14 protein-coding genes, 5 pseudogenes and 1 riboswitch are annotated in these 23,857 nt (G+C 66.9%); of the genes and pseudogenes, 9 read left to right on the forward strand and 10 right to left on the reverse strand.

Going from position 1 to position 23,857, the window contains the following annotated elements; all coding sequences use genetic code 11:
* Positions 1-77: 77 nt before the first annotated feature.
* The 3 genes and pseudogenes from L6444_RS23670 (at position 78) to metE (ending at position 4,768) form a co-directional block, all read left to right on the forward strand.
* Positions 78-1,340 (forward strand): TetR/AcrR family transcriptional regulator, encoded by a 1,263-nt coding sequence (locus tag L6444_RS23670; RefSeq protein WP_236977593.1) that lies wholly within the window; start codon positions 78-80, stop codon positions 1,338-1,340.
* 102 nt (positions 1,341-1,442) lie between these two features.
* Positions 1,443-2,087: an SDR family oxidoreductase gene (locus L6444_RS23675; RefSeq protein WP_236977594.1), complete on the forward strand. Its 645-nt coding sequence runs from the start codon at positions 1,443-1,445 to the stop codon at positions 2,085-2,087.
* Positions 2,088-2,120: 33 nt separating this feature from the next.
* Positions 2,121-2,355, forward strand: a riboswitch (cobalamin riboswitch).
* Positions 2,356-2,493: 138 nt separating this feature from the next.
* Positions 2,494-4,768, forward strand: a pseudogene (metE, locus tag L6444_RS23680) (5-methyltetrahydropteroyltriglutamate--homocysteine S-methyltransferase).
* A gap of 103 nt (positions 4,769-4,871) precedes the next feature.
* Here metE and L6444_RS23685 read toward each other — a convergent pair.
* The gene (locus tag L6444_RS23685; RefSeq protein WP_236977595.1) at positions 4,872-6,590 is read right to left on the reverse strand and encodes a DUF3556 domain-containing protein; all 1,719 of its coding nucleotides are present in this window, start codon (positions 6,588-6,590) and stop codon (positions 4,872-4,874) included.
* A 117-nt stretch (positions 6,591-6,707) separates the two neighbouring features.
* Here L6444_RS23685 and L6444_RS23690 point away from each other — a divergent pair, with 117 nt between their 5' ends.
* Positions 6,708-6,923 (forward strand): hypothetical protein, encoded by a 216-nt coding sequence (locus L6444_RS23690; protein WP_236977596.1) that lies wholly within the window; start codon positions 6,708-6,710, stop codon positions 6,921-6,923.
* A 6-nt stretch (positions 6,924-6,929) separates the two neighbouring features.
* Here L6444_RS23690 and L6444_RS23695 read toward each other — a convergent pair whose 3' ends face one another.
* On the reverse strand, positions 6,930-8,408 hold the full coding sequence (locus tag L6444_RS23695; protein ID WP_236984376.1) for a cobyric acid synthase: 1,479 nt from the start codon (positions 8,406-8,408) through the stop codon (positions 6,930-6,932).
* 105 nt (positions 8,409-8,513) lie between these two features.
* Between L6444_RS23695 and esxG the strand changes: the two are divergent.
* Together esxG and L6444_RS23705 are read left to right on the forward strand one after the other, a co-directional pair.
* Positions 8,514-8,717, forward strand: a pseudogene (esxG, locus tag L6444_RS23700) (type VII secretion system protein EsxG); the annotation flags it as partial.
* Between the two features lie 28 nt (positions 8,718-8,745).
* Complete coding sequence (locus L6444_RS23705) at positions 8,746-9,036, forward strand: WXG100 family type VII secretion target (RefSeq protein ID WP_236977597.1); 291 nt, start codon at positions 8,746-8,748, stop codon at positions 9,034-9,036.
* A gap of 11 nt (positions 9,037-9,047) precedes the next feature.
* Here the strand turns inward: L6444_RS23705 and L6444_RS23710 are convergent, their stop codons facing one another.
* From L6444_RS23710 to prpD, 4 genes and pseudogenes are all read right to left on the reverse strand, one after another.
* Positions 9,048-12,431 (reverse strand): pyruvate carboxylase, encoded by a 3,384-nt coding sequence (locus L6444_RS23710; RefSeq protein WP_236977598.1) that lies wholly within the window; start codon positions 12,429-12,431, stop codon positions 9,048-9,050.
* Positions 12,428-13,564: a bifunctional 2-methylcitrate synthase/citrate synthase gene (locus L6444_RS23715; RefSeq protein WP_236977599.1), complete on the reverse strand. Its 1,137-nt coding sequence runs from the start codon at positions 13,562-13,564 to the stop codon at positions 12,428-12,430. Before L6444_RS23715 ends, L6444_RS23710 begins: the two co-directional genes overlap by 4 nt.
* Positions 13,561-14,478 (reverse strand): annotated as a pseudogene (gene prpB / locus L6444_RS23720) (methylisocitrate lyase). Before prpB ends, L6444_RS23715 begins: the two are co-directional and overlap by 4 nt.
* Positions 14,475-15,983: a 2-methylcitrate dehydratase PrpD gene (gene prpD / locus L6444_RS23725; RefSeq protein WP_236977600.1), complete on the reverse strand. Its 1,509-nt coding sequence runs from the start codon at positions 15,981-15,983 to the stop codon at positions 14,475-14,477. Before prpD ends, prpB begins: the two are co-directional and overlap by 4 nt.
* Before the next feature lie 110 nt (positions 15,984-16,093).
* On the opposite strand from prpD, the pseudogene L6444_RS23730 reads away from it, so the two are divergent.
* Positions 16,094-17,531: pseudogene (locus tag L6444_RS23730) on the forward strand (short-chain fatty acyl-CoA regulator family protein).
* 36 nt (positions 17,532-17,567) lie between these two features.
* Positions 17,568-18,920, forward strand: a complete 1,353-nt coding sequence (locus tag L6444_RS23735; protein ID WP_236977601.1) for a flavin monoamine oxidase family protein — start codon at positions 17,568-17,570, stop codon at positions 18,918-18,920.
* Positions 18,921-18,944: 24 nt separating this feature from the next.
* On the opposite strand, the pseudogene L6444_RS23740 reads toward L6444_RS23735, so the two are convergent.
* From L6444_RS23740 to L6444_RS23755, 4 genes and pseudogenes are all read right to left on the reverse strand, one after another.
* Positions 18,945-20,113 (reverse strand): annotated as a pseudogene (locus L6444_RS23740) (PPE family protein).
* Between the two features lie 159 nt (positions 20,114-20,272).
* Complete coding sequence (locus L6444_RS23745; protein WP_236977603.1) at positions 20,273-20,785, reverse strand: DoxX family protein; 513 nt, start codon at positions 20,783-20,785, stop codon at positions 20,273-20,275.
* Positions 20,786-20,880: 95 nt separating this feature from the next.
* A complete protein-coding gene (locus L6444_RS23750; RefSeq protein WP_236984378.1) occupies positions 20,881-22,110 on the reverse strand; it encodes a WS/DGAT domain-containing protein in 1,230 nt (409 codons plus the stop codon).
* 8 nt (positions 22,111-22,118) lie between these two features.
* On the reverse strand, positions 22,119-23,021 hold the full coding sequence (locus tag L6444_RS23755; RefSeq protein ID WP_236977604.1) for an alpha/beta fold hydrolase: 903 nt from the start codon (positions 23,019-23,021) through the stop codon (positions 22,119-22,121).
* Positions 23,022-23,202: 181 nt separating this feature from the next.
* Here L6444_RS23755 and L6444_RS23760 point away from each other — a divergent pair, with 181 nt between their 5' ends.
* A complete protein-coding gene (locus L6444_RS23760) occupies positions 23,203-23,856 on the forward strand; it encodes a TetR/AcrR family transcriptional regulator (RefSeq protein ID WP_236977606.1) in 654 nt (217 codons plus the stop codon).
* Position 23,857 lies beyond the last annotated feature (1 nt).

Raw genomic sequence — 23,857 nt, forward strand, 5'->3', positions numbered from 1 at the left:
AAAGATTTGGTTCGGCAGGAGGACGGGATTCGCATGGTGCAAACGCTGCGCCCCTCCCCGGCGACGACCCGCCGGCCATGACCGACAGCGCAATCGAAAGCGGCACCCGCCGCACCGAGATCCTCCAGACCGCCGCCGCACTGATCGCCACCTCGGGCCTGCGCACCTCGCTGCAGGAAATCGCCGATGCGGCAGGCATTCTGCCGGGCAGCCTCTATCACCACTTCGAATCCAAGGAAGCCATTCTGGTCGAGCTGATCCGCCGCTACCAGGCCGACTTGGAACACATCGGGCAAAGCGCGCAGGCGAAGCTGGACGAGCCGGACTCACGACCGCCCGCCGAGAAGATCGTTGAATTGGGGCGCGCGATCGCCAACTGTGCGGTGCGGCATCGCGCCGCACTGCAGATGTCGTTCTACGAGGGGCCCAGCGCCGATCCCGAGCTGATGCGGCTGACGCAGCAGCGCCCCGTCGCTATGCAGGAGGCGATGCTGCAGACGCTGCGCGCCGCCCGGTGGAGCGGCTACATCAAGGCCGATGTCGACCTGCCCATCCTGGCCGACCGCATCTGCCAGACCATGCTGCAGGTCGGGCTCGACGTCATGCGGGCCAACTCGTCGGCCGATCAGGTGGCCGCACTGCTCTGCCGAATCATGTTGCAGGGTCTGGCATCCCGTCCTCCCACGGATCGGGTGCTGGATCGGTCCAAGGCGTTTGCCGCGGCCAGTGCGGTCATCGAGTCCTGGGCCGACGACAGCGAGGCCGACCCCAGCGACAAGGCGGCACACCTGCGCGCCGTCGCACGGACGGAGTTCGGCCGCAAGGGTTATGAGGTCACCACGATCCGCGACATCGCCGCCGCGGCCGGTCTGGGCACTGGGACGGTCTACCGAGTGATCGGCTCCAAAGACGAACTGCTGGCCTCGATCATGCGTTCATTCGGCCAGAAAGTCGAAGCGGGTTGGGTCGACGTGCTGCGCTCGAATGCGACGCCGATCGAGAAGCTCGACGCCTTGAGCTGGGTCAACGTCAATGCGCTGGACCAGTTTTCGGACGAATTCCGCATCCAGCTGGCCTGGATGCGGCAGTCGCCGCCGCGGGACACGGTAAACCCGGGCTGGTCGTACACCACCCGGTTGCGTCAGATGAAATCGTTGCTGTCCGAAGGCATTCGGTCGGAAGAGATACGTGCCGACACCGGTTCCACCACGATGCTGGCCCGCTGCGTCATCGGGATGCAGTGGATCCCGGAGAACATTCTGCGCGAGGTGGGCACCCGCACGTCGTTGTTGCTGGCGCGCGACACCGTCGTGCGCGGTGTGGCAGTACGCGGTAAATAGCGTCCCTCGGGGAGCCCGCCGGGCACAACCAAGCGGTCATCGATGCGCGAAAGATCCGCCCTCAGTTCAGTTTCGGCCTAGGTGGCGCGTAACGTCGGAAAGATGATGCATATCATCGTCATCGGCGGCCACGGCAAGGTCGCGTTGCAGCTGGCCAGGATCCTGACCGAACGCGGTGACCAAGTCACCTCGGTGTTCCGCAACCCCGGCCACACCGACGAGGTCGCCGCCACCGGCGCCAAACCGGTCACCGCCGACATCGAGCAGCTTGACACCGAGGCGCTGGCCGACCTGCTGGCCGGCCACGACGCCGTCGTCTTCTCCGCCGGGGCCGGCGGTGGCGATCCGGCGCGGACCTACGCCGTCGACCGGGACGCCGCGATCCGCGTGATCGACGCCGCGGCACGGGCAAACGTCAAGCGCTTCGTCATGGTGTCGTACTTCGGAGCGGGCCCCAACCACGGTGTATCGCCGGAGGATTCGTTCTTCGCTTACGCCGAGGCGAAAGCCGCCGCCGATGCCCACCTACGTGCCACCGATCTCGACTGGACGGTGCTCGGGCCCGGCCGGCTGACGCTGGATTCCGGCACCGGCCACATCGAGGTGGACAAAGCCAAGGGTGAGGTTTCGCGCGCGGACGTCGCGGCCGTCGTCGCCGCGGCCCTGCAGGACGACTCCACCATCGGGCGGACCATCAACTTCAACAACGGCGAGGTTCCCATCGCCGAAGCGCTGGCAACCGCATGACCGTGAACCGCTGACCGCAGGCGCGGAGTACGCTGATTTCCGCAGCTGGTCTGCCGTCGCCTCACGGCGCCGGCATCGAGTGCGGCACCTGAGCCGCACGAGAGGGAACCCGGTGAGAATCCGGGACTGTCCCGCAGCGGTAAGCAGGAACGACCGCCGTCCCAGCAAGCACTGGTCCCCGAAAGGACCGGGAAGCGACGGCCATTAGGAGCACCGGCACGGGTGCGCGCCTGCGAGTCCGAAGACCTGCCAGTTGTGCCGGACGCGCCGCGTCCGGCGGCACATCGCCTCGTGGAATGGGCGTTTGGCCGAAGCTGTTGCGGTTAATGCACTGCGAGGTTGCCGCCGCAACGCGATCGGCTGCGCGTCCGCGGGCGGTGACCACCCGTCGATTGAAGGACCGCAAGTGACCACACAACCATTTTCCGCAACCATTACCGGTTCACCCCGTATCGGCCCCCGGCGCGAGCTCAAGCGCGCCACCGAGGGCTACTGGGCCGGGCGCACCAGCCGATCCGACCTGGAGTCGGTCGCCGCAACGCTGCGCCGCGACACCTGGTCGGGCCTGGCCGCCGCCGGCCTGGACTCGGTGCCGGTGAACACCTTCTCCTACTACGACCAGATGCTCGACACCGCGGTACTGCTCGGCGCGCTGCCGGCCCGGGTGCAGGGCATCGCCGACGAGCTGGACCGTTATTTCGCGGCCGCGCGCGGCAACGACGAGGTCGCTCCGCTGGAGATGACCAAGTGGTTCGACACCAACTACCACTACCTGGTGCCCGAGATCGGGCCGTCGACCAGGTTCGCGCTGAACCCCGACAAGGTGCTCTCCGAGCTCAAAGAGGCACAGGAGCTCGGGGTTCCCGCCCGTCCCGTCGTGATCGGTCCGGTCACGTTCCTGCTGCTCAGCAAGGCCGTGGACGGCGGGGGCGCACCGATCGAGCGGTTGCAGGAGTTGGTGCCCAGCTACTCCGAATTGTTGTCGCTGCTTGCCGACTGCGGCGCCCAGTGGGTGCAGTTCGACGAACCCGCGCTGGTCACCGACATCTCCCCGGACGCCCCTGCGCTGGCTGAGGCGCTGTACAACGCGCTGGGCGCCGTCGCCAACCGGCCGGCGATCTACGTCGCCACCTATTTCGGCGATCCGGGCGCCGCCCTGGCGGCGCTGGCACGCACCCCCGTCGAGGCGATCGGTGTCGACTTCGTCTACGGTGCCGACACCGCGGTGGCCGCGGTTCCTGAGCTGGCGAACAAGACGCTGGTGGCCGGGGTCGTCGACGGCCGCAACATCTGGCGCACCGACCTGCAGGCCGCGCTGGACAAGCTGGACACGCTGCTGGGGTCGGCAGGGTCGGTAGCCGTTTCCACGTCCTGCTCCACCTTGCATGTGCCTTACTCACTCGAGCCGGAGACCGAGTTGGACGACGCGTTGCGCAGCTGGCTGGCGTTCGGCGCCGAAAAGGTGCGTGAGGTGGTGGTTTTGGCGCGTGCGTTGCGTGACGGCCGCGACTCGGTTGCCGACGAGATCGCCGCATCCAACGCCGCCGTAGCCTCCCGCCACAACGACCCGCGGCTGCACAACGACCAGGTTCGTGCCCGCATCGACTCGATCCTGGCGTCCGGAACCCACCGCGGCGACGCCGCGCGGCGCCGCGCCAGTCAGGAAGAGCGCCTGCACCTACCACCGCTGCCGACCACCACGATCGGGTCGTTCCCGCAGACCGTCGACATTCGCAAAGCCCGTGCGGCGCTGGTCGCCGGGGAGATCGACGAGGCCGAGTACACCCGCCGGATGCGGCAGGAAATCGCCGCGGTGATCGCGCTGCAGGAGCGGCTGGGACTGGACGTGCTGGTGCACGGCGAGCCGGAGCGCAACGACATGGTGCAGTACTTCGCCGAACAGCTGGAGGGGTTCTTCGCCACTAAGAACGGCTGGGTGCAGTCCTACGGCAGCCGCTGCGTCCGGCCGCCGATCCTCTACGGCGACGTCACCCGCCGGCACCCGATGACGGTGGAGTGGGCCAGGTACGCGCAGTCGCTGACCGACAAGCCGGTCAAGGGCATGCTGACCGGTCCGGTCACCATCCTGGCGTGGTCATTCGTCCGTGACGACCAGCCGCTGGCCGACACGGCAAACCAAGTGGCCCTGGCGATTCGGGATGAAACGGTGGATCTGCAGGCCGCAGGCATCGCGGTCATCCAGGTCGACGAGCCGGCGTTGCGTTGCGGAGCTGCTGCCGCTGCGTCGCGCCGATCAGGACGACTACCTGCGCTGGGCGGTCGGTGCGTTCCGGCTGGCCACCTCCGGTGTCGACGACTCGACCCAGATCCACACCCACCTGTGCTACTCGGAGTTCGGCGACGTGATCGGTGCGATCGCCGACCTGGACGCCGACGTCACCTCCATCGAGGCGGCCCGCTCGCACATGGAGGTGCTCGACGACCTCAACGCGATCGGCTTCTCCAACAGCGTCGGACCGGGTGTCTACGACATCCACTCGCCGCGGGTGCCCAGTACCCGGGAGATGGCCGAGTCGCTGCGGGCGGCGTTGAAAGCCGTTCCCGCGGAACGTCTTTGGGTGAACCCGGATTGCGGCCTGAAAACGCGCAACACCGACGAGGTGACGGCGTCGCTGGAGCACATGGTCGCGGCCGCCGAAGAGGTACGGGCCGGGGCATAACTGACCCGTGTGCGCCGAGCGTCACGCCAGCGTGGCGCTCGGCGTCCACCGTCACGCTGGCGTGACGCTGGGCGCAGAAAGGGTGCCGCCGGGCGCAGGAAACTCAGGTCTCCACGTAGACGGGCACCTCGTCGTCCCACGGCTGCCGCGTCACCATGTCGGCGACCCGCACGTAGCCGTGCTCGAATTCGCCGGTGGCGGCGTCGACCAACCGATAGCGCTGGGTCTGCCGGTGGATCGGCTGGGCGTCGAGCAGCACCACCCGCACCTCGCCGGGTTCGAATTGGCAGCGCCGCTGCATGGCTGCGATCAACTGCTCGTTGTGCATGTGGCCGTCACCGAAGTTCCAGCCGATGGCGGTGCTGCAGATTCGCTCACCGTCGGTGAGGACGTAGTCGTCTTCGTTCTGTCCGGCCATCGCGCGGTGCGCCAGGGTGAACAACGCCCGGCCGTGAGTGTTCATGGCACGGAACGCATATCCGAGATACATCGGGATCTGGGCGCGGTCCTTGCCGTAGAAGCGCTCCAGTTGTGCTTGCGGCATGCTGGCGATCGCGATGACGCCGCGGCTGATCTTGTCGGCCGCGGACGGCTTGATGCACCACAGGGTGGTGTCCCAGTTGCCGGCGTAGTACCGCATGCCGGGCAGGAACGAGATCTTGCGCGGGAACAGGTTTCCCGCGATCACGATGCTCACCAGCAGGCCGAACAGGATCGCCACCGCCACAGGGTGTTTGGCGTTGCTGAAGCCGACGCCGGCGTGCCCCACGAACAGCGACAGCACACCGAAGATCATGAACACGTTCCACTCCAGCGGCACCCCCATCGGGATCGCGGTCAGGATGCCCAGATGGAAGCACACCATCACGATCGCGGCCACCGTGGTGGGCCAGCCGCCGTGGGAGAAGAACAGCACCAGCGGCACGAACATCTCGATCAAAGTGCTGACGTGTGCGAACAGCCGCGAGAGCAGGCCGGGCCGCAGGTCGTCGGGGAACTTCTCGAAGAACATCCGTTTGATGAAACGGGGTCGGAACAGCGGGTTGTTGGACATCATCGTGGAGATGACGAACGGGAAGTGTTTGTTCAGTTTGGATGTGGCCGCGCCCATCCAGATCACCAGGAACACCAGCTTGGCGGCGACGATCATGTCGGGGGCACCGAACAGGAAGGTCACCGTCAGCGACCCGTAAACCTCGCCGCGGGCGGCCAGGAAGATCACTTTGTCGCGCAGCCCCGCGGCGCCCAGCACCACCAGGATCGACACGATCTGCCAGGTCGGCAGCACCCCGACCTTGCTGCCCAACTCCGGCATCGGACCGCTGCCATCGGTGAACAACGCGGTCACCAGCAGGATCAGCAGCAACGCGTAGAGCGCGACATCCAGTGGCTTGCGTTTGGTGCCGTAGGTCATGGGTACGCGGTCCGGCCAGGGTGGCAGCCGGATGGTGCCGAACCGCAGCCAGTACAGGATCGAGCCCATCGGCGGGAAGAACCGGTTGTTCAGCGGACCGAACCCGCAGCCCAGGCCGACCACCTCGAACAGCATCGTGTACAGCACGACCTTTTCGAAGACGATCGGCTCGGCGTACCAGGCCCGGACGTTGGTGAAACCGTCTATCCCCTTGGTGCTGAAGACAATCAGCCAGGCGAACAGAATGTAGAGCAGGATCTTGCCGACGTAGAACAGGTGCATCACCACCGGCGTGCCGAAGCCCACCTCGGCCCAGTGCCGGGCCATCGGGCGAATCTTCTCGGCCCGGGTGCCCTTGCTCCATTCCTCGATGTCGACCTCTGGCAGTTGGGGCTTGAGGAATCCCATGGTTTGACAGACTAGAACGTGTTCTAGCTACGGGGCGAGTTCTTCGCCGACAATCCTTTGTCAGTAGCTCCGGCCGGGGATACCGTGGTTCGACGGCGAGCTAGGGAAGGAGACGCCATGCGCCGGATTCGCACATCGATGTTGCTCCTCGCTGCCGGGTCGATCGCGTTCGCGACCGGCACCGGCACGGCCCACGCCCAACCTCCGTCCGCGGGTGACTCGTGCACCACGCTGCACGCCACCACCAAGGACGCCGACGGCCAGACGATGTGGTGCAACCCGACGATGACCGGCAACCACAGCCTGGTCTGGCAGTACGGCGGCCCAGGCTAGAGGGACTCAGGACGGCGCACCGGGAGGCAGGAACGGCAGGCCCGGCGGGCAGCCGTGACGGGCCAGACCCAACAACGCATCGACGTCCAGGTAGCGTTCGACGAGGTCGCCGAGCAGGTCGAGGCGCCGCTCCCGGGCGTCCGAAAAGCAGGCGCCCGAAGACAATCCGAGCGTCTCGCGCAGAAACGCCGAGCGGAAGCCGTCGTCTTCCAGCGAGCCGTGCCACATGGTGCCAAATACCGCGCCGTCGCGCGCCCCACCGAGGAACTCCTCGACCGGACCTGCCCGGGCGACCCTGCCGTGGTGGATCTCGTATCCGGACGCCGGCACGCCGAGGCCTTCGCCACGCGGTAACCGCAGCACCTTGTCGGCACTGAAAGTGGTTGCCACATCGAGCAATCCCAGGCCGACGACTTCGCCCTGCGAACCCTCGACACGCTCCGGGTCACGGATCACCCGGCCCAGCATCTGGAATCCGCCGCAGATGCCCAGCACCGGCTTGCCCGCCCGCGCATGCGCCAGCACCGCGCGGTCCAAACCCCGCGCCCGCAGCCAGGCCAGGTCCGCGATGGTGGCGCGAGTGCCGGGCAACACGATCAGGTCGGCGCCGTCGAGCGCGCGCGGGTCGGCGGCGAACACGACGTCGAGGGCGGGCTCCAAGCCCAGCGCGTCGACATCGGTGAAGTTGCTGATCCGCGGCAGCCGCACCACGGCCACCCGCCGCGCCGCGCTGCCCGAAGCGCGGCGGCCCTCGAGGTCCAGGGCGTCCTCGGAGTCCAGCCACAGATCGGGGTGCCAGGGCAGGGTGCCGAACACCGTTCGCCCGGTGAGACGCTCCAGATCGAGCAGTCCCGGCCTCAGCAGATCGAGTTCGCCGCGGAACTTGTTGACCACGAAACCCGCGATCAGCGCCTGGTCCTGCGCACTGAGCAGTGCGACGGTGCCCAGGAACGCGGCGAAGACGCCGCCGCGGTCGATGTCCCCCACCACCACGGTCGGCAGCCCGGCGTGGCGGGCCAGGCCCATGTTGACGTAATCGCCTGCGCGCAAATTGATTTCGGCCGGGCTGCCGGCACCTTCGGCAATGACGACGTCATAGCGGGCGGCGAGGTCGTCGAACGCCTGATGCGCGGCCTCGCCCAGCGCCCGTCGCCCCTGCAACCAGTCCGCCGAATCCAGCTCGCCCCAGGGCTTGCCCATCAGCACCACGTGGCTGCGCTGGTCGCTGCCCGGTTTGAGCAGAACCGGGTTCATCGCCACCTCGGGTGTCGCCTTGGCCGCCAGCGCCTGCACCCATTGCGCCCGTCCGATCTCCGCGCCCTCGCCGTCCGGGCCGGAACAGACCATCGAATTGTTGGACATGTTCTGCGCCTTGAACGGAGCCACCTTCTTCACTCCGCGCCGGGCCAGCGCGCGGCACAGCCCGGCGGTCACGGTGCTTTTGCCCGCATCGCTCGTGGTTCCGGCAACCAGCAAACCCGACATCAGCACGAGCATGCCACTGCCGCTCAGCGGGTCCGCGAACGCCCGCAATTCGGTGCCGAATTCGCCTAGGCGGGCAAAACGCGCAACCGGCAACGCCGAAGAAGCAAGGCCGAGCAGGCGGCGATGTCGGCGCAGGCGTTTCACCAGGGTGAGTCCGCGGCGGCGTTTCAGGCGGCGCATGCCCGGTTCGTGGAGGTCGCGGCGCGGGTGAACACGTTGCTGGACATCGCCCAGGCCAACCTCGGTGATGCCGCGGGTACCTATGTGGCTGCCGATGCCGCGGCCGCCTCGACCTACACCGGTTTCTGAGCCGGTCTGTTACCAGGGAGGATCACGCATGTCGCAGATCATGTACAACTACCCGGCGATGCTGGCGCACGCCGGGGACATGGCCGGTTACGCGGGCACGATGACGGGGCTGGGCGCCGACATCTCCGCCGAGCAGGCCGCCTTGCACAGTGCCTGGCAGGGTGACACCGGGTTGACGTATCAGGCCTGGCAGGTGCAGTGGAACCAGGCCATGGAGGATCTGGTGCGCGCGTATCAGTCGATGGCCAGCACCCACGAAGCCAACACGATGGCGATGATGGCCCGCGACCAGGCCGAAGCCGCCAAGTGGGGCGGCTAGAGGTACCCGCACTATTCCACCACCAGCAACAGATCCCCACCTTCGACATGGGCAGCGCCGGAAACCGCGACGCGCGTGACGTTTCCGGCCTTGGGTGCGGTGACGGCGGCTTCCATCTTCATCGCCTCGATCGTCGCGACGGTTTGCCCGGCTTCGACCCGGTCACCCACCTCGACGCTGACCGTCACGACTCCGGTGAACGGCGCTGGGATCTGACTGGGGTTACCGCGCTCGGCCTTCTCGGCGGCCGGTATCTGCGCAGCAATACTGTTGTCGCGCACCAGCACCGGACGCAGCTGACCGTTGATGATGCACATCACCGTGCGCATGCCGCGCTCGTCGGGCTCGGAGATGGCTTCCAGGCCGATCAGCAGTTCGACGCCGGGCTCCAGCTTGACCCGGTGCTCCTCGCCGCTGCGCAATCCGTAGAAGAACTGATTGGCGCTAAGGCTTGACGTGTCACCGTATCTGTCGCGATGATCCTCGAACTCCTTCGTGGGTCCGGGAAACAGCAACCGGTTGAGCGCAGCCTGGCGGCCGGCCCCCGGCACGGCCAACGTGCGCTCATCTTCCGACGAGATCGGCTGCTCGGTTCTGGCTGGACCTCGTCCCTGTAATGCTCTGCTACGCAACGGCTCCGGCCAGCCACCGGGTGGATCGCCGAGCTCGCCGCGCAGAAATCCGATCACCGACTCCGGGATGTCATACCGAGTCGGGTCGCGCTCGAAGTCCCGCGCGGTGATGCCGGCACCGACGAGGGCCAAGGCGAGGTCGCCGACCACCTTGCTCGACGGAGTCACCTTGACCAGGTGTCCCAGAATGGAATCCGCACCCGCGTAAGCATTTTCGATGTCCTCGAAGCGGTCGCCCAATCCCAGGGCCACCGCCTGCTGGCGCAGGTTGGACAGTTGCCCTCCCGGAATCTCGTGGGCATACACCCTTCCGGTCGGCGACGGCAGCCCGGATTCGAAGGGTGCGTACACCTTTCGCAATGCTTCCCAGTAAGGCTCCAGCGCACACACTGCGTCAAGTGACAATCCGCTGTCGTAGCTGGTATGCGCCGCAGCGGCCACGATCGAGGACAGCGCGGGCTGGCTCGTCGTTCCGGCCAGCGGCGCCGCGGCCCCGTCCACCGCGTCGGCGCCGGCTTGCCAGGCCGCCATATAGGTAGCTAGTTGTCCACCCGGGGTGTCGTGCGTGTGCACATGGATCGGCAAATCGAAACGTGACTTGAGTGCCGATACCAATGTGGTCGCGGCCGGCGCCCGCAACAACCCTGCCATATCCTTGATGGCCAATACGTGCGCACCGGCCAGGACGATCTGCTCGGCGAGCTTCAGGTAGTAGTCCAGCGTGTAGAGATTTTCGGCGGGATCACTCAGGTCACCGGTGTAGGACATGGCCACCTCGGCGACCGCCGTACCCGTCTCCCGTACGGCATCGATCGCCGGCCGCATCGAGTCGATGTTGTTGAGCGCGTCGAAGATCCGGAAGATGTCGACACCGGTTCGGGCGGCTTCGTCGACGAAGGCCGATGTGACGATCTCCGGGTAGGGCGTGTAGCCCACTGTGTTTCGGCCACGCAGCAGCATCTGCAGGCAGATGTTGGGCATCGCCTCACGAAGGGCGGCAAGCCGCTGCCACGGGTCTTCCTTCAAAAAGCGCAGCGCCACATCGTAGGTCGCCCCACCCCAGCACTCGACCGACAACAGTTGCGGCATCATCCGGGCGACGTAGGGAGCCACCTTGACCAGACCGGTGCCGCGGACCCGGGTAGCCAAGAGCGACTGATGCGCATCGCGGAATGTGGTGTCGGTGACACCGATAGAATTCGACTCCCGCAGCCACCGTGCGAACCCTTCCGGACCCAACTCGGTCAGGCGTTGCTTCGAACCCGCCGGCGGCGGCACCGTGAGATCCAGCTGCGGCAGCTTGTCACGCGGATACACCGCGGAGGGCCGCGGACCGTGCGGTTGATTGACCGTCACATCGGCCAGATATTGCAGGATCTTGGTGCCCCGGTCGGCGCTGGTGTGGGCGGTAAGCAACTGCGGGCGCTCGTCGATGAACGATGTCGTCAACCGCCCCTCGGCGAAGTCCGGATCGTCGAGCACTGCCTGCAGGAAGGCGGTGTTGGTGGTGACGCCGCGGATGCGGAACTCGGCGACGGCCCGGCGGGCCCGGCGCACAGCGGTATCGAAATCTCTTCCCCTGCAGGTTAATTTGACCAACATGGAATCGAAGTGTGCCGATACTTCAGCGCCCAGATGTGTGCCGTCATCCAAGCGGATGCCCGACCCGCCCGGAGCGCGGTAGGCGCTGATCCGTCCGGTGTCGGGGCGGAAACCGTTGGCCGGATCTTCGGTGGTGATGCGGCATTGCAGAGCCGCGCCGTGCGGGGTGATCGCCTCTTGGCTCAAACCCAGATCAGCGAGGGTCTCCCCGGCTGCAATACGGAGCTGGCTGGACACCAGGTCGACGTCGGTGATCTCTTCGGTCACCGTGTGCTCCACCTGAATACGGGGATTCATCTCGATGAATACGTGATTCCCGCGTTCGTCGAGCAGGAATTCGACGGTGCCGGCACAGGTGTAGCCGATCTGACGGGCGAATGCCACGGCGTCCGCGCAGATGCGTTCTCGTAGTTCGGCGTCCAAGTTTGGGGCCGGTGCGAGTTCGATCACCTTCTGATGCCGGCGTTGCACGCTGCAGTCACGCTCATAGAGGTGGATGACGTTTCCCTCGGCGTCGGCCAGGATCTGTACCTCGATGTGACGCGGATTGATCACCGCCTGCTCGAGAAACACGGTCGGATCACCGAAAGCGGACTCGGCTTCCCGAGACGCCGACTCGATAGCTTCGGCCAGTTCGGCGGGATCGGTCACCCGGCGCATGCCGCGGCCGCCGCCCCCGGCAACCGCCTTGACGAACAGCGGGAACTGCATCGAAGTTGCGGACGCAATCAGCTCCTCCGGCGACGAAGAAGGCGCGGCTGAGGCGAGCACGGGAAGGCCCGCCTCGCGCGCCGCAGCGACCGCCCGCGATTTGTTCCCGGTCAGTTGCAGAATCTCAACCGATGGACCCACGAAGATGATTCCGGCGGATGCGCACGCCGCCGCCAATTCTGGGTTCTCCGAGAGGAATCCGTAGCCGGGATAGATCGCGTCGGCACCGCAGGCGCGCGCCGTTGCGACGATCTCCGCCACGTTGAGATAGGCCCGTACCGGATGACCGGGCTCGCCGATCTGGTAAGACTCGTCGGCCTTTGCCCGATGGGCCGAATTTCGATCTTCGACCGGGTAGACCGCAACGGTGCCGACACCCAACTCGTAGGCGGCGCGAAAGGCACGTATCGCGATCTCACCCCGGTTCGCGACCAGAACTTTGGAGATCACCTGAGTGCACGTTGCGGTGGTCCGACGTACTCGCTGAGTGGACGGATCAACGCGTTGGAGGCGGTCTGCTCCATGATGTGGGCGGTCCACCCGGTGATCCGGCTCATCACGAAGATCGGTGTGAAGCAACCGATGTCGAAGCCCATCATGTAGTAGGCCGGCCCGGTCGGGAAGTCCAGGTTCGGCTTGATGCCGTTGGCTTTCGCCATCCCCTGCTCCAGGACGTGGTAGATGTCCAGCCATCGCTGGCCGTCCCGGACAGCCGCCACTCGTTCCAGGGCACGCTTCATGGTCGGCACCCGCGAATCGCCGTTCTTGTACACCCGGTGCCCGAATCCCATGATCTTCTCTTTGCGGGCGATCTTGCCCTGCAACCACTCCGAAGCTCTTTCGGCCGTGCCGATTTCGAGCATGTCGTGCATCACGGCTTCGTTGGCTCCGCCGTGCAGCGGTCCTTTTAAAGCTCCGATTGCCGCGGTGACCGCACTGTAGATGTCGGACTGGGTGGAGGTGACCACCCGGGCGGCGAACGTGGATGCGTTGAAGCTGTGCTCTGCATACAGCACCATCGACTGCTCGAAGGCATCGACGATCACCTGTTCGGGCACATCCCCGAAGCACATGTGCAGGAAATTCTGCGCATAGTTCATATGACTATGCGGCGCAATGGGTTCCAGGCCACGCCGGCGGCGCATGTCGGCAGCGACGATGGTGGGCAGTACGGCGTACATACGCAACGACTTCGCGTAGTTCGCTTCGACGCTGCTGTCCTCTTCTTCGGCGTCTTCGGCGCCCAGGTAGCTGATCACGGTGCGCAGCACGTCCATCGGGTGACAGGTGTCGGGCTGCTTGGCGATCAGCGACAGCAGGGAGCGATTCAACCGGCGGTTGGCGCGTTCCCGTTGGGTGAATAGTGCGAGCTGCTGATCGTTGGGCAGCTCGCCGTGCCAGAGTAGATACGCCACCTGTTCGAAACTGCAACGCGCGGCAAGGTCTTGGACCGGGTAGCCGCGGTAGGTCAGGGAGTTGGTCTCGGGGACCACCTTGGAGATGGCGGTGGTGTCGACCACGACGCCGGTCAGTCCCTTGAAAATCCGGGGTGCGTCCGCAGTTGCTTCGTTGTTGCCGCTCATGACGTGACTCCTTGCAGGGCGAAGTTGTAGATATCAGAATCGAATTGGTTGTAGTCGCTGTACCGAAGTAGCTCGTAGAGTCGGCTGCGATGTTGCATGCGGTCGATCAGATCGGATTGCGTTCCGCTGGAGGATATTTCGCGAAGTCCTACCTCTACGGCATACATGGCCAGTCGCAACGTGGTCACCGGATAGATCACCACGTTGTAACCGATGTCGGAAAGTTGTGCGACCGTGAGCAACTCAGACTTTCCGAATTCGGTCATGTTCGCGAGCAACGGCGTGTCGACCGCATCGCGGAATTGCTCGAAATCAGCCGGTGTGTTCAAGGCTTCAGTGAAGATGAGGTCGGCGCCCGCATCGGCGTATGCCTTCGCCCGGTCGATCGCCGCGGGGATTCCTTCGATGCCGGCCGCGTCGGTGCGGGCGCAGATGATGAAGTTCGGGTCGCGCCTTGCCGATACGGCGGCCCGCAACCGCTTGACCATCTCCCCGGTCGGCACCACCGCTTTGCCGTCGAGATGCCCGCAGCGTTAGGGTTGACCTGGTCTTCCAGGTGGCAGCCGGCCAACCCCCGCATCTTCGAGCACCGTCACGGTGCGCGCGGCGCTCATCGGCTCACCGAAACCGGTGTCGGCGTCGATCAGGGTGGGTAGGTCCGTCGCGCCGGCGATTTGCCCGCCGCGCACACTGACCTCGGTCAACGTGATCAAACCTATGTCGGGCAGACCCAGGTCGGCGGAGAGCACCGCACCGGACACGTACACACCGTCGAATCGCAGCTCGGCGACCAGCTTGGCAACCAGCGGTGAGAATGCTCCCGGGAAGCGTTGCAGTCGTCCACTTTCCAGCGCCCTGCGAAATCTGGCGCGCTTCTGCCCGGCGGGCACGGCGCTGCCGATCAGCCCGCTCATCCGAAGATCCCGGCCGGAATCGTCGGCGCCTTGTCCAACACGGAACGGGCGACGATGACGTTGAGCGCACCGAGCTCACCCGACTCGAGCGCAGCGAGCCCCTCGACCGCCGACAGGAAACGCTGCTGTTCGGCGTCGTCGACCACACCTTCGGCCAACTCGGCGAACTTCGCGGCGTATTGCTTGCGCTCAAAGGGCCTGGCACCCAATGGGTGTGCGTCGGCGACAGCGATCTCGTCGACGATCACCTCGCCGCTTTTCAGGGTGATCTCGGCGCGGGCACCGAACGCCTTCTCCGCGGGATCAGTCGAGTGGTAACGACGGGTCCACTCGGGGTCTTCGAGGGTGGAGATCTTGTGCCACAGCTCGACGGTGTCGGGCCGGTGCGCCCGCTCGGGCGTGTACGAGCGCTCGTGATGCCAGGTTCCGTCCTGCAACGCGACCGCGAAGATGTACATCACCGAGTGGTCCAGAGTTTCCCGGGACGCGTCCGGATCCATCTTCTGTGGGTCGCCCGCGCCGGTGCCGATCACGTAATGGGTGTGGTGGCTGGTGTGCAACACGATGGTGGCGATCTCGTCCAGGTTGCCGATCCGCTCGCGCAGCCGGCGGGCCAGGTCGATCAGGGCCTGACTCTGGTACTCCGCGGAGTGCTCCTTGGTGTAGCTGTCCAGAATCGCGCGCTTTGGCTCACCCGGTTCGGGCAGCGGCACCTGATAGGTGTGCTCGGGGCCGGACAGCAGCCAGGCGATCACCCCGTCCTCACCCTCCCAGATGGGAGCGGGCGCACCTTCGCCGCGCATCGCGCGGTCCACGGCCTCGATGGCGACCTTGCCCGCCCACGCCGGGGCGAAAGCCTTCCAGCTCGAGATCAGCCCTTTGCGGGACTGCCGGGTGGACGTCGTCAGGTGCAGTGCCTGGCCGACGGCCTGATAGATCGTCTCCTTGTCCAGGCGCAACATGGTGCCCAAACCGGCGGCCACCGACGGACCCAGATGGGCGACGTGGTCGATCTTGTGCTCGTGCAGGCAGATTCCCTTGACCAGGTCGATCTGAATCTCGTAGGCGGTTGCCAGGCCCCGGATCAAGTCCGCTCCCCCGATGCCGAGGTGCTGGGCGACAGCTACCAGCGGCGGGATGTTGTCACCGGGGTGGGAATACTCGGCAGCCAGAAATGTGTCGTGGAAGTCCAATTCGCGGACCGCGACACCGTTGGCCCAGGCTGCCCATTCCGGCGAGTAATCGCCGGTGACGCCGAAAACCTTCGCCCCCTTGGCCGATACCGGGTGTGCGAGTGCCTGTGCGCGGGCGGCGGTGACCGGCCGACGAATCACCGAGGCGGCCGACACCGCAGCGTTGTCGATGATGCGGTTGATCACCATCGACTCGGTCTCGGCCGGTACCCCCACCGGGTCCGCCGCTACCTCGGCGATCTTCCAGGCCAGGTGCTCGGTACGCGGGAAGTCGTCGGCGCTGCGCCGTGCTCGAACGTCGTGGATACGCATAAGACGCACAGTACGCAGCGCCACAACTGGGGTAAATGCACTGTAAAGGCGTAATTTTGTGTCCTTGCGGGCGCGATTTTGCAAATGTTGTGTAAGGAGGCGGGCGTACGGTGTCCAAGGTGGCGAAGACGTTCGCCGGTGCGCGGTTGCGGCGGCTACGTGAGGACCAGGGGCTGACCCAGGTGGCGCTGGCGCGCGCCCTGGGACTGTCCACCAGCTACGTCAACCAGCTGGAGAATGATCAGCGTCCCATCACCGTGCCAGTGCTGCTCACCCTCACCGAGCGTTTCAACCTGCCGGCGCAATACTTCGCCCCAGACTCCGATGCGCGCCTGATCTCCGATCTGAGCGAGGTGCTCGCCGAGGGGGCCGCCACCGCAGCACAGATCGAGGAACTCGTCGCGCGGATGCCGGCCATTGGACAAACACTGGTCAATCTGCACCGCCGACTGCACGACGCCACCGCCGACCTGGAGGCTCTGCACAGCCGCGCGAGCATCGAGAGCCCGACGGCCACGCAGCAGCCGATGCCCTTCGAAGAGGTCCGCGACTTCTTCTACGACCGCAAGAACTACATCGGCGAGCTGGACCTGGCAGCCGAGAGGCTATTCGACCGGAAACGTATGCGGATCGGCGGGCTCGACGCCCAGCTGGCCGACTTCCTGGACGATGAACTCGGCGTGACCGTTGTCATCGACGGCGGCCAGGCGCTGCAGCCCAACTCCCAAGCGCCTCTTCCACCCTGAATCGAAGACGTTGTACGTGGCGCGGTGGCTGCATCCCGGCCAGCGCGCCTTTCAACTCGCCACCCAGATCGCGCTGCTCACCCAGGCCGAGTTGATCACCGGGTTGATCGCGGCAGACGACCAGCTCAGTGACGACGCGCGAGCGGTGGCCCGCATCGGCCTGGCCAACTACTTCGCCGGCGCATTGTTGTTGCCCTACCAACGATTCCTCGAAGCCGCAGAGCGTGCACGCTACGACATCGACTCGCTGGCAAGAGGATTCGAGGTCGGCTTCGAAACCATCTGCCATCGGCTGTCCACCCTGCAGCGTCCGAACGCGCGCGGCGTCCCGTTCATCTTCGTCCGTGCCGACAGCGCCGGGAACATCTCGAAACGGCAGTCCGCCACGGCTTTTCACTTCTCGCGTGTCGGCGGCAACTGCCCGCTGTGGGTGGTACATCACGCGTTCTCCCGGCCCGGCCAGTTCCTCACCCAAGTCGCCCAGATGCCCGACGAGCGCACCTATTTCTGGGTCGCCCGCACCACCACCAGCGAACCCAGCCGCTACCTGGGCCCGGACAAGAGCTTCGCCGTCGGGCTCGGATGCGACCTGGTCCATGCCGAAAAGCTGATCTATTCCGTCGGGGTCGACCTGACCGACCCGGAGGCGATGGTGCCGATCGGTGCCGGCTGCAAGATCTGCGCGCGCGCCGCATGCGCGCAGCGGGCTTTCCCCTACCTCGGTCATCCGGTCCACGTCGACCCGCACACCAGTACCGATCTTCCTTATCCGCCTGTGGTCGGGCCTCGCCAACCGGCATGATCAGTGCGGGATCGCCGGACCACTGAGGAGTCGGGTATGACGGATGTCGATTATTGCGTGGTCGGGGCCGGGTTCGCCGGCCTGACGGCAGCGCTGCGGTTGAAGCAGTCGGGCCACTCGGTGGCGCTGCTGGAAGCGCGCGACCGGGTCGGCGGCCGCACCTTCACGGTGCCGCGCGATGACGGGGTGTGGATCGACCGCGGCGGCGCCTGGGTCGGGCCCGGCCAGGACCGGATCTACGCGCTGATGGCTGAATTCGGCGTCGGAGACTACAAACAGCACGACGACGGCGACGCCATGATGATCGTCAACGGCAAAAAACACCGCTACGGGGGGAAGCTGCCCTGGAGCATGAGCCCGTGGGCGGTGGCCAACCTCGGCGTGGCGCTGCTGTCCCTGGAGCAGATGTGCAAGACCATTCCGCGCGAAAACCCTTGGGATGCAACGGATGCCGCCGAATGGGATCGGACCAGTATCGGCGACTGGCTGGAGCGCAACGTGCCGTCCAGGGCGGCCCGCGAGATGCTCGACCTGGTATTGGGCGGTACCTACACCTCGACTTCCGCCGAGGTGTCGCTGCTGTGGATGCTGCTGCAGATGTCCTCCGGCGGCGGTCCCACCTTCGTGATCTCCGGCAGGGGCGGCTCACAGGACGCCCGCCCCGTCGGCGGGATGGGGGCGATCTATCGGCCGATGGTTGCCGCACTCGGGGATGCGCTGCACCTGTCGCAGCCGGTTCGCCAAATCACCCAGGACACCGACGGCGTCACGGTGAGCGCCGATGGTCTTACGGTGCGCGCACAGCGCGCGATCGTGGCGATTCCGATGGCGATCGCCACCTCGATCGTCTACCAACCCGCGCTGCCGGTGGACCGGGCGATGTTGCACCAGCGGATGCCCAGCGGTGCGGTGATCAAGACCTCGGTCGTCTACGACGAACCGTTCTGGCGCGCCGACGGATTCTCCGGGCAGTCCGCCGCACCAGGCACGCCGGTGACGCTGACCATCGACGCGTGCACCGACTCCGGGAACCCGGGGATCATGTGCGCCATCACCGAGGGGCGCGCCGCGCGCCGGCTGCTGCGGCTCGACGAGACCGGACGCCGGGAGCTGATCATCGGCGAACTCGTCCGCCGGTTCGGCGAAAAGGCCGGTGCGCCAGTGGAATTCCATTTGCAGGACTGGACGCTGGACCGGTACTCCGGCGGCGGCATGATCAGCCATACTCCCACCGGCGTGCTGACCGAGTTCGGCCGTACCCTGCGGGCGCCGTGCGGGCGGGTCCATTGGGCCGGGACCGAAAGCTCGGCCGTGATGTGCGGCTGGGTCGACGGCGCGATCCGCTCCGGGGAGCGTGCTGCGGCGGAAGTGGTTGCCGCGCAGGCCTGATCGTGAGTGCGGCGGGCGAGGCTGCTAGCCGACGCCCGTGCGCGGAATCACGCTGGGCCGGTTCTGCGTAACGTGCGGACTGGCGCCGCCGCGGCCCAACGGGCCGCCGGGCATCCCCGCGCCACCACCGGCACCGCCACCCATTGGCATCGGCATCATCGGCATGCCGCCGCCGGTGGGCGCCGCTTGAGCTGCCGCGGCAGCATTGGGCATCGCACCCAGGCCTTGCATCGCAGACGTAGTCATACCTTTGGGCGTCGAACCCTCCCACGTGGGTGGCACCGACATTGCACCGACGAGTCGCGCCTGCCCCAGGCTCCCCGACATCCCGCCCCCAGACCGCCGCCGCCGAGGCTGCCGGCGGCTGGCATGGTGTCGCCGACGAATTTCGGTACGTCAGCCAATCCCGTTGCCGCACCGGCCAATCCGGCGGTGCCGGCATTGGCCGTCTGACCCAGCTGCATCAATGGACCGATCAGCATGCTGGCCGGGTATGCGCCCACCTGGGCCACCGACATCAGCGTCGACACGGGTACCGCGGCGGCCGCCGATTGCACCTCCGACACCAGGGCCGTGGCCCCGGCGGCCACTGGGCTCAGCGCCGCCGACGCCGACGTGGCGAACCCGACGACGTTCGCGTTGACCGTCGACGCCAGGCCCGCCAGATCGAGCGGCGGCACGCTGAACGGGGTCAAACTCTGCGCCACCGCCGTGGCACCCGAGTGATACCCCAGCATCGCGGCCACATCCTGCGCCCACATCTCCACGTAGTCGAACTCAGTGGCAAAGATCGCCGGCGTGTTCAACCCCAGAAAATTCGTCGCCACCAGCGTCGCCAACGACACCCGATTGGCTTCCACCGCCAACGGATGCACCGTCGCCGTCAGCGCCGCCTCGAACGACGTCGCCGCCGCCCGCGCCTGCAACGCCGCCGCCGTCGCCTGCGCCGCCGCCGCACTCAACCAGCCCACATACGGCGTCGCCGCAGCCACCATCGCCGCCGACGCCGGACCCGCCCACGGCCCACCCGCCAACGCGGTGATCACCGAATCGAACGAACTCGCCGACCCCGACAGGTCCGCGGCCAGACTCTCCCAGGCCGCCGCCGCCACATGCAACGGGCCCGAACCGGCACCGGCGAAAATCCGCGCCGAGTTGATCTCCGGCGGCAACCACGCAAAGTCCAATATCATCTGCACCCCTACCGGCCAGCCGCGTCAACGAAATCTTGGGGCCGCCCTCAGAGCGGCCCCTATTCTGCTCACCCTCGCCGGTGATCGGCCCCCGTGTGGGCGAATTCAGGCGATTCCCAGGAATCCCCCAGGACTCCTCCAGCTCGGGAGAATTGCCCGCTAGGCGGCCTGTTTGGCCGGCGGCCGGTAGAAGATCAGCAGCTGCCCGATGGCTCCGGCCAGCCCCAGGCCGAGCGAGATTGCCAGACCGGGCCAACCGCTGAGCCACGAGGCATCCCCGAAGATCACCCGATCCAGGCTGAGCCGGCCCGCGCCCACGGTGGCAACCGCAACCGCGCACAGGGCCAGGACCAGGTTGTACTCCCAGCCCTCCTTGACGATGAAGAAGCCGTTGTGGCGATGCACGGTCCAGGCCGCGACGATCATCAGCGACACGAAGCCCGCCGCCGGGATCGGGGTGAGCAGGCCGGCGGCCAGGCCCAGCCCGGCCGCCGTCTCGGTGGTGGCGGCAACGATGGCGTGGAATTTGCCGGGCTTCATGCCGATGCTCTCGAACCAGCGGGCGGTCCCCGCTATCCGCCCGCCGCCGAAGAATTTGTTCAAGCCGTGCGCGGCCAAGGTCAGACCCAGTACCAGCCGCAGGATCAGTAAACCGACATCGATGGCAGCCATGGCGTCAAAACTAGATCATGTTGCTCCGCGGATGTAACGCCACCGCTGTTTCGGGCGCGGGATGTCGCGGCGTCCGTAGCACTCGCGGCCAGGGTCTAATGGAGCGCCGCGTCCAGCAGTCGCAGATATCCGTCCACGTCCGGCAGCGCCGACTCGGCCGCGTGCACGCTGATAGCGATGGTGTCGCCGATGCCGTGCACGCCGTGGGTCAGCCCCATCGCCGGCGACAAGGACGGATAGCCGGCGGTGAACAGCACCGGAGCTCCGCCGAAACTCACGTCGGCGGCACCCCGATACACACTGGACACCACAGTGTTGCCGGTCACCTGCGTGGGCCGCGCCTCGGCGTCGAATTGCGATACCCCCCAACGCAATACCGCAGCGGGAACGGTGGCGAACGCCCGATCGGCGGCCCGGCCGGCGGGATGCCACATGCGGCGGCGGGCATTTTCCAGATCGGAGGCGATCCGCGCCATGCGTTCGCCGCGGTCGAGGTGCGGGTAGAGCCCCACAGCCACATTGCCGAAATGGTTGTAGCCCAGCGGCGCACCGGGTTTGGCCATCGGCACCTCCGCACCCAGAGAATCGGCGGCCGGGCCGAGCAGCTCCGCCAGCGCACCGGCCACCGCGGCCAGCACCGCGACGGTGACGGTGGCGCCCGGCAGTTGCGAACGGTGGCGCACCAGCGTGCGCAGCGATCGCGCTCCCCGGGGGCGGGTGTTGATGGCCAGTGGCCGCCGCGATCCCGCCCCCGCAGGCAACAGCCCGGCTTCGGTATCGGCGACGAGTCGCCGGTACGTGCGGACCGCCTCCACCGCGCGCCACGGCGCCAGTCCCGGCCGCGGCGGGGCCACCTGCGGCACCGGGGCCGACCGGCCCAACAAATAGCCCGCCATCGCCGAAACCCGCCGGCCGTCACCCAGCGCATGCGCGGCCTGCACCACGACGACCGTGCCCGGGCCGATGGCACCCGGGATATCGCGCACCGGGGTGAATACATGTAAGCGCCAAGGCATCTCGCGCGGATCCAGCTGATCGCCGGTCAGGGCGGCTACCGCGCTCAGACAGCCAGCCCAGGTGTCGTCCGCCAGCTGGTGGCAGAGCAGCAGTTCCGGGCCGACCGCCGCGGGGACCCACCGCGGGAAGCGCACCGCATAGTCGTCCCGCACGCGCATCGCCCAGTCCGGGCAGGCCTCGGCGCGCCGGCGAACCTGCTCCAGGGCCCCGTCGAGATCGGCAGGTTCGCCGTCGAACACGTACAGCAGGAACTCGTCGTTGGGGACTTTGGCCGACATCCAGTAAAACTGTGCGTCGACGGCGGCCATCCGGTGCATCAGGGCGAACCGACGAAATCCAACACCAGCTCGGCAACCTTGTCGGGCTGTTCGAGCTGCAGGAAGTGGCCGGCATTGGCGACGATGTCCACCGCGCTGCCGGCCGGCAGCGCCGGCTCCACCCAGCGCGCGAAAGCCGCTGTCATGCAACCGTCGTCGTGTCCGTGCAGGTACAGGCTGAGCAACTTCGGTGTCTCGGTCCAATGCCGGTGCAACTCGGCGTACTGCGGCGGCGGCTCGGTGTTACGGATGGTGGCACGATAGGGGCCCAGCGCGGCGCGCCAACTCTGCGGGGTGCCGATCGCGGCGTCGACGTGGCGCAGGTCCTCGTCGGCGCGGTAGCCCGGCGACCACCGTCGCCACAACAGCGGCAGCACCCAGGACGCCGACCGTTCCGGCAACCACGGCAGCTGGAAGTAGCTGATGTACCAGCTGCGCAGCAACTGCGGCGGCACTTCGCGGAGCAGGCGGGCCCGGTTCGGCAGCTGACCGAACGGCCGGAAAGCGCCGATCGGTGGGACGGACATGATCACCGCCCTGGCGAACGGGCTGTCGGGTATCGCGGCCAGCCCGGCGGCGGCCATCGCTCCCCAGTCGTGGCCGATCACCACGTCGCGGTCGGAGCCGCCCGCGGCCGAGCGCACCCGCAGGGCGTCGTGCATCAACGCGCCGACGTGGTAACTGCCGTCGACGGGAATCGACGACGGCGCGTAACCGCGCATGAACGGCGCCACCACCCGCCAACCGGCCGCGGCCAATAGTGGCGCGATCTTGCGCCACCCGTACGCGGTGTCGGGAAAACCGTGCAGGCACAACGCAATCGGCGCGTCGTCGGGTCCCCAGGTCAGGGCTTTCAGATCACCGTTGGGACTCTTCACGTCGACCCAGCGTGGTTCAGACAACTCGACTCCTGTTCACCTTTTTCTCGCCCGCACGTCCAACGTAACCGGCCCATTGGGAGGACCAGAAGCCCATCAATCGGAGGACGCGAAATTCATCCCCCCCGCTGGCCGCTCGGCCGACAGACTTCCCACCGCTGTCACGGCACGCTATTGGCATGGGCGTAAAGGGAGGCCAGCAACGATGATGTTCGCCGCGGTACCACCAGAGGTCAACCCCGGTCGCGTCCACACGGGCGTCCGGTTGACCGCGCGATCCACCGCCTCGAGGCGCTGGGCCAAGTCCGGCGCCACCCAGCGCAGGATTCTCGACGCGGCCACCGAAGTGTTCGCGGAGAAAGGCTTCACCGCCGCAACCATCGCCGACGTGGTGCATACCTCCGGCGCCAGCATCGGCAGCATCTACCACCACTTCGGCGGCAAGAGCGAGCTGTTTCTGGCCATCTACGAGCAGCTCGCCGACTCCGTCGCCGCCTCCATCGAGAACGCCGTCCAGCCACACCGCGAGGCCGCATCCGACCGGCGCGACACGTTCCGGCTGCACGTGCGGGCCTATCTGGAGGCGATGTGGGAGAACCGCCACGCGGCCCGGGTGCTGTCCTGCGGCGACCTGCCGGCCGGGTTCGAGGTCACCCGCCGTAAGCGATTGGCGACGGAGCTGCGCAACTGGCTGGCGGCGCTGGAGCTGGGCTCCTCCCCGCGCGAGGTGCTGCTCGGGCGGGTGTTGATCGCGACGCTGGCCGAGGCCACGCTGATGGTCACCGGCTGCGACGACCCCGACGAGGTGCCGGCGGTCATCGACGCGACGATTGCGTGGATCGACCGCATCATCGAGTGAG

This window comes from Mycobacterium kiyosense, from assembly GCA_021654635.1.
In the GTDB taxonomy this organism is placed as follows: Bacteria; Actinomycetota; Actinomycetes; order Mycobacteriales; family Mycobacteriaceae; genus Mycobacterium; species Mycobacterium kiyosense.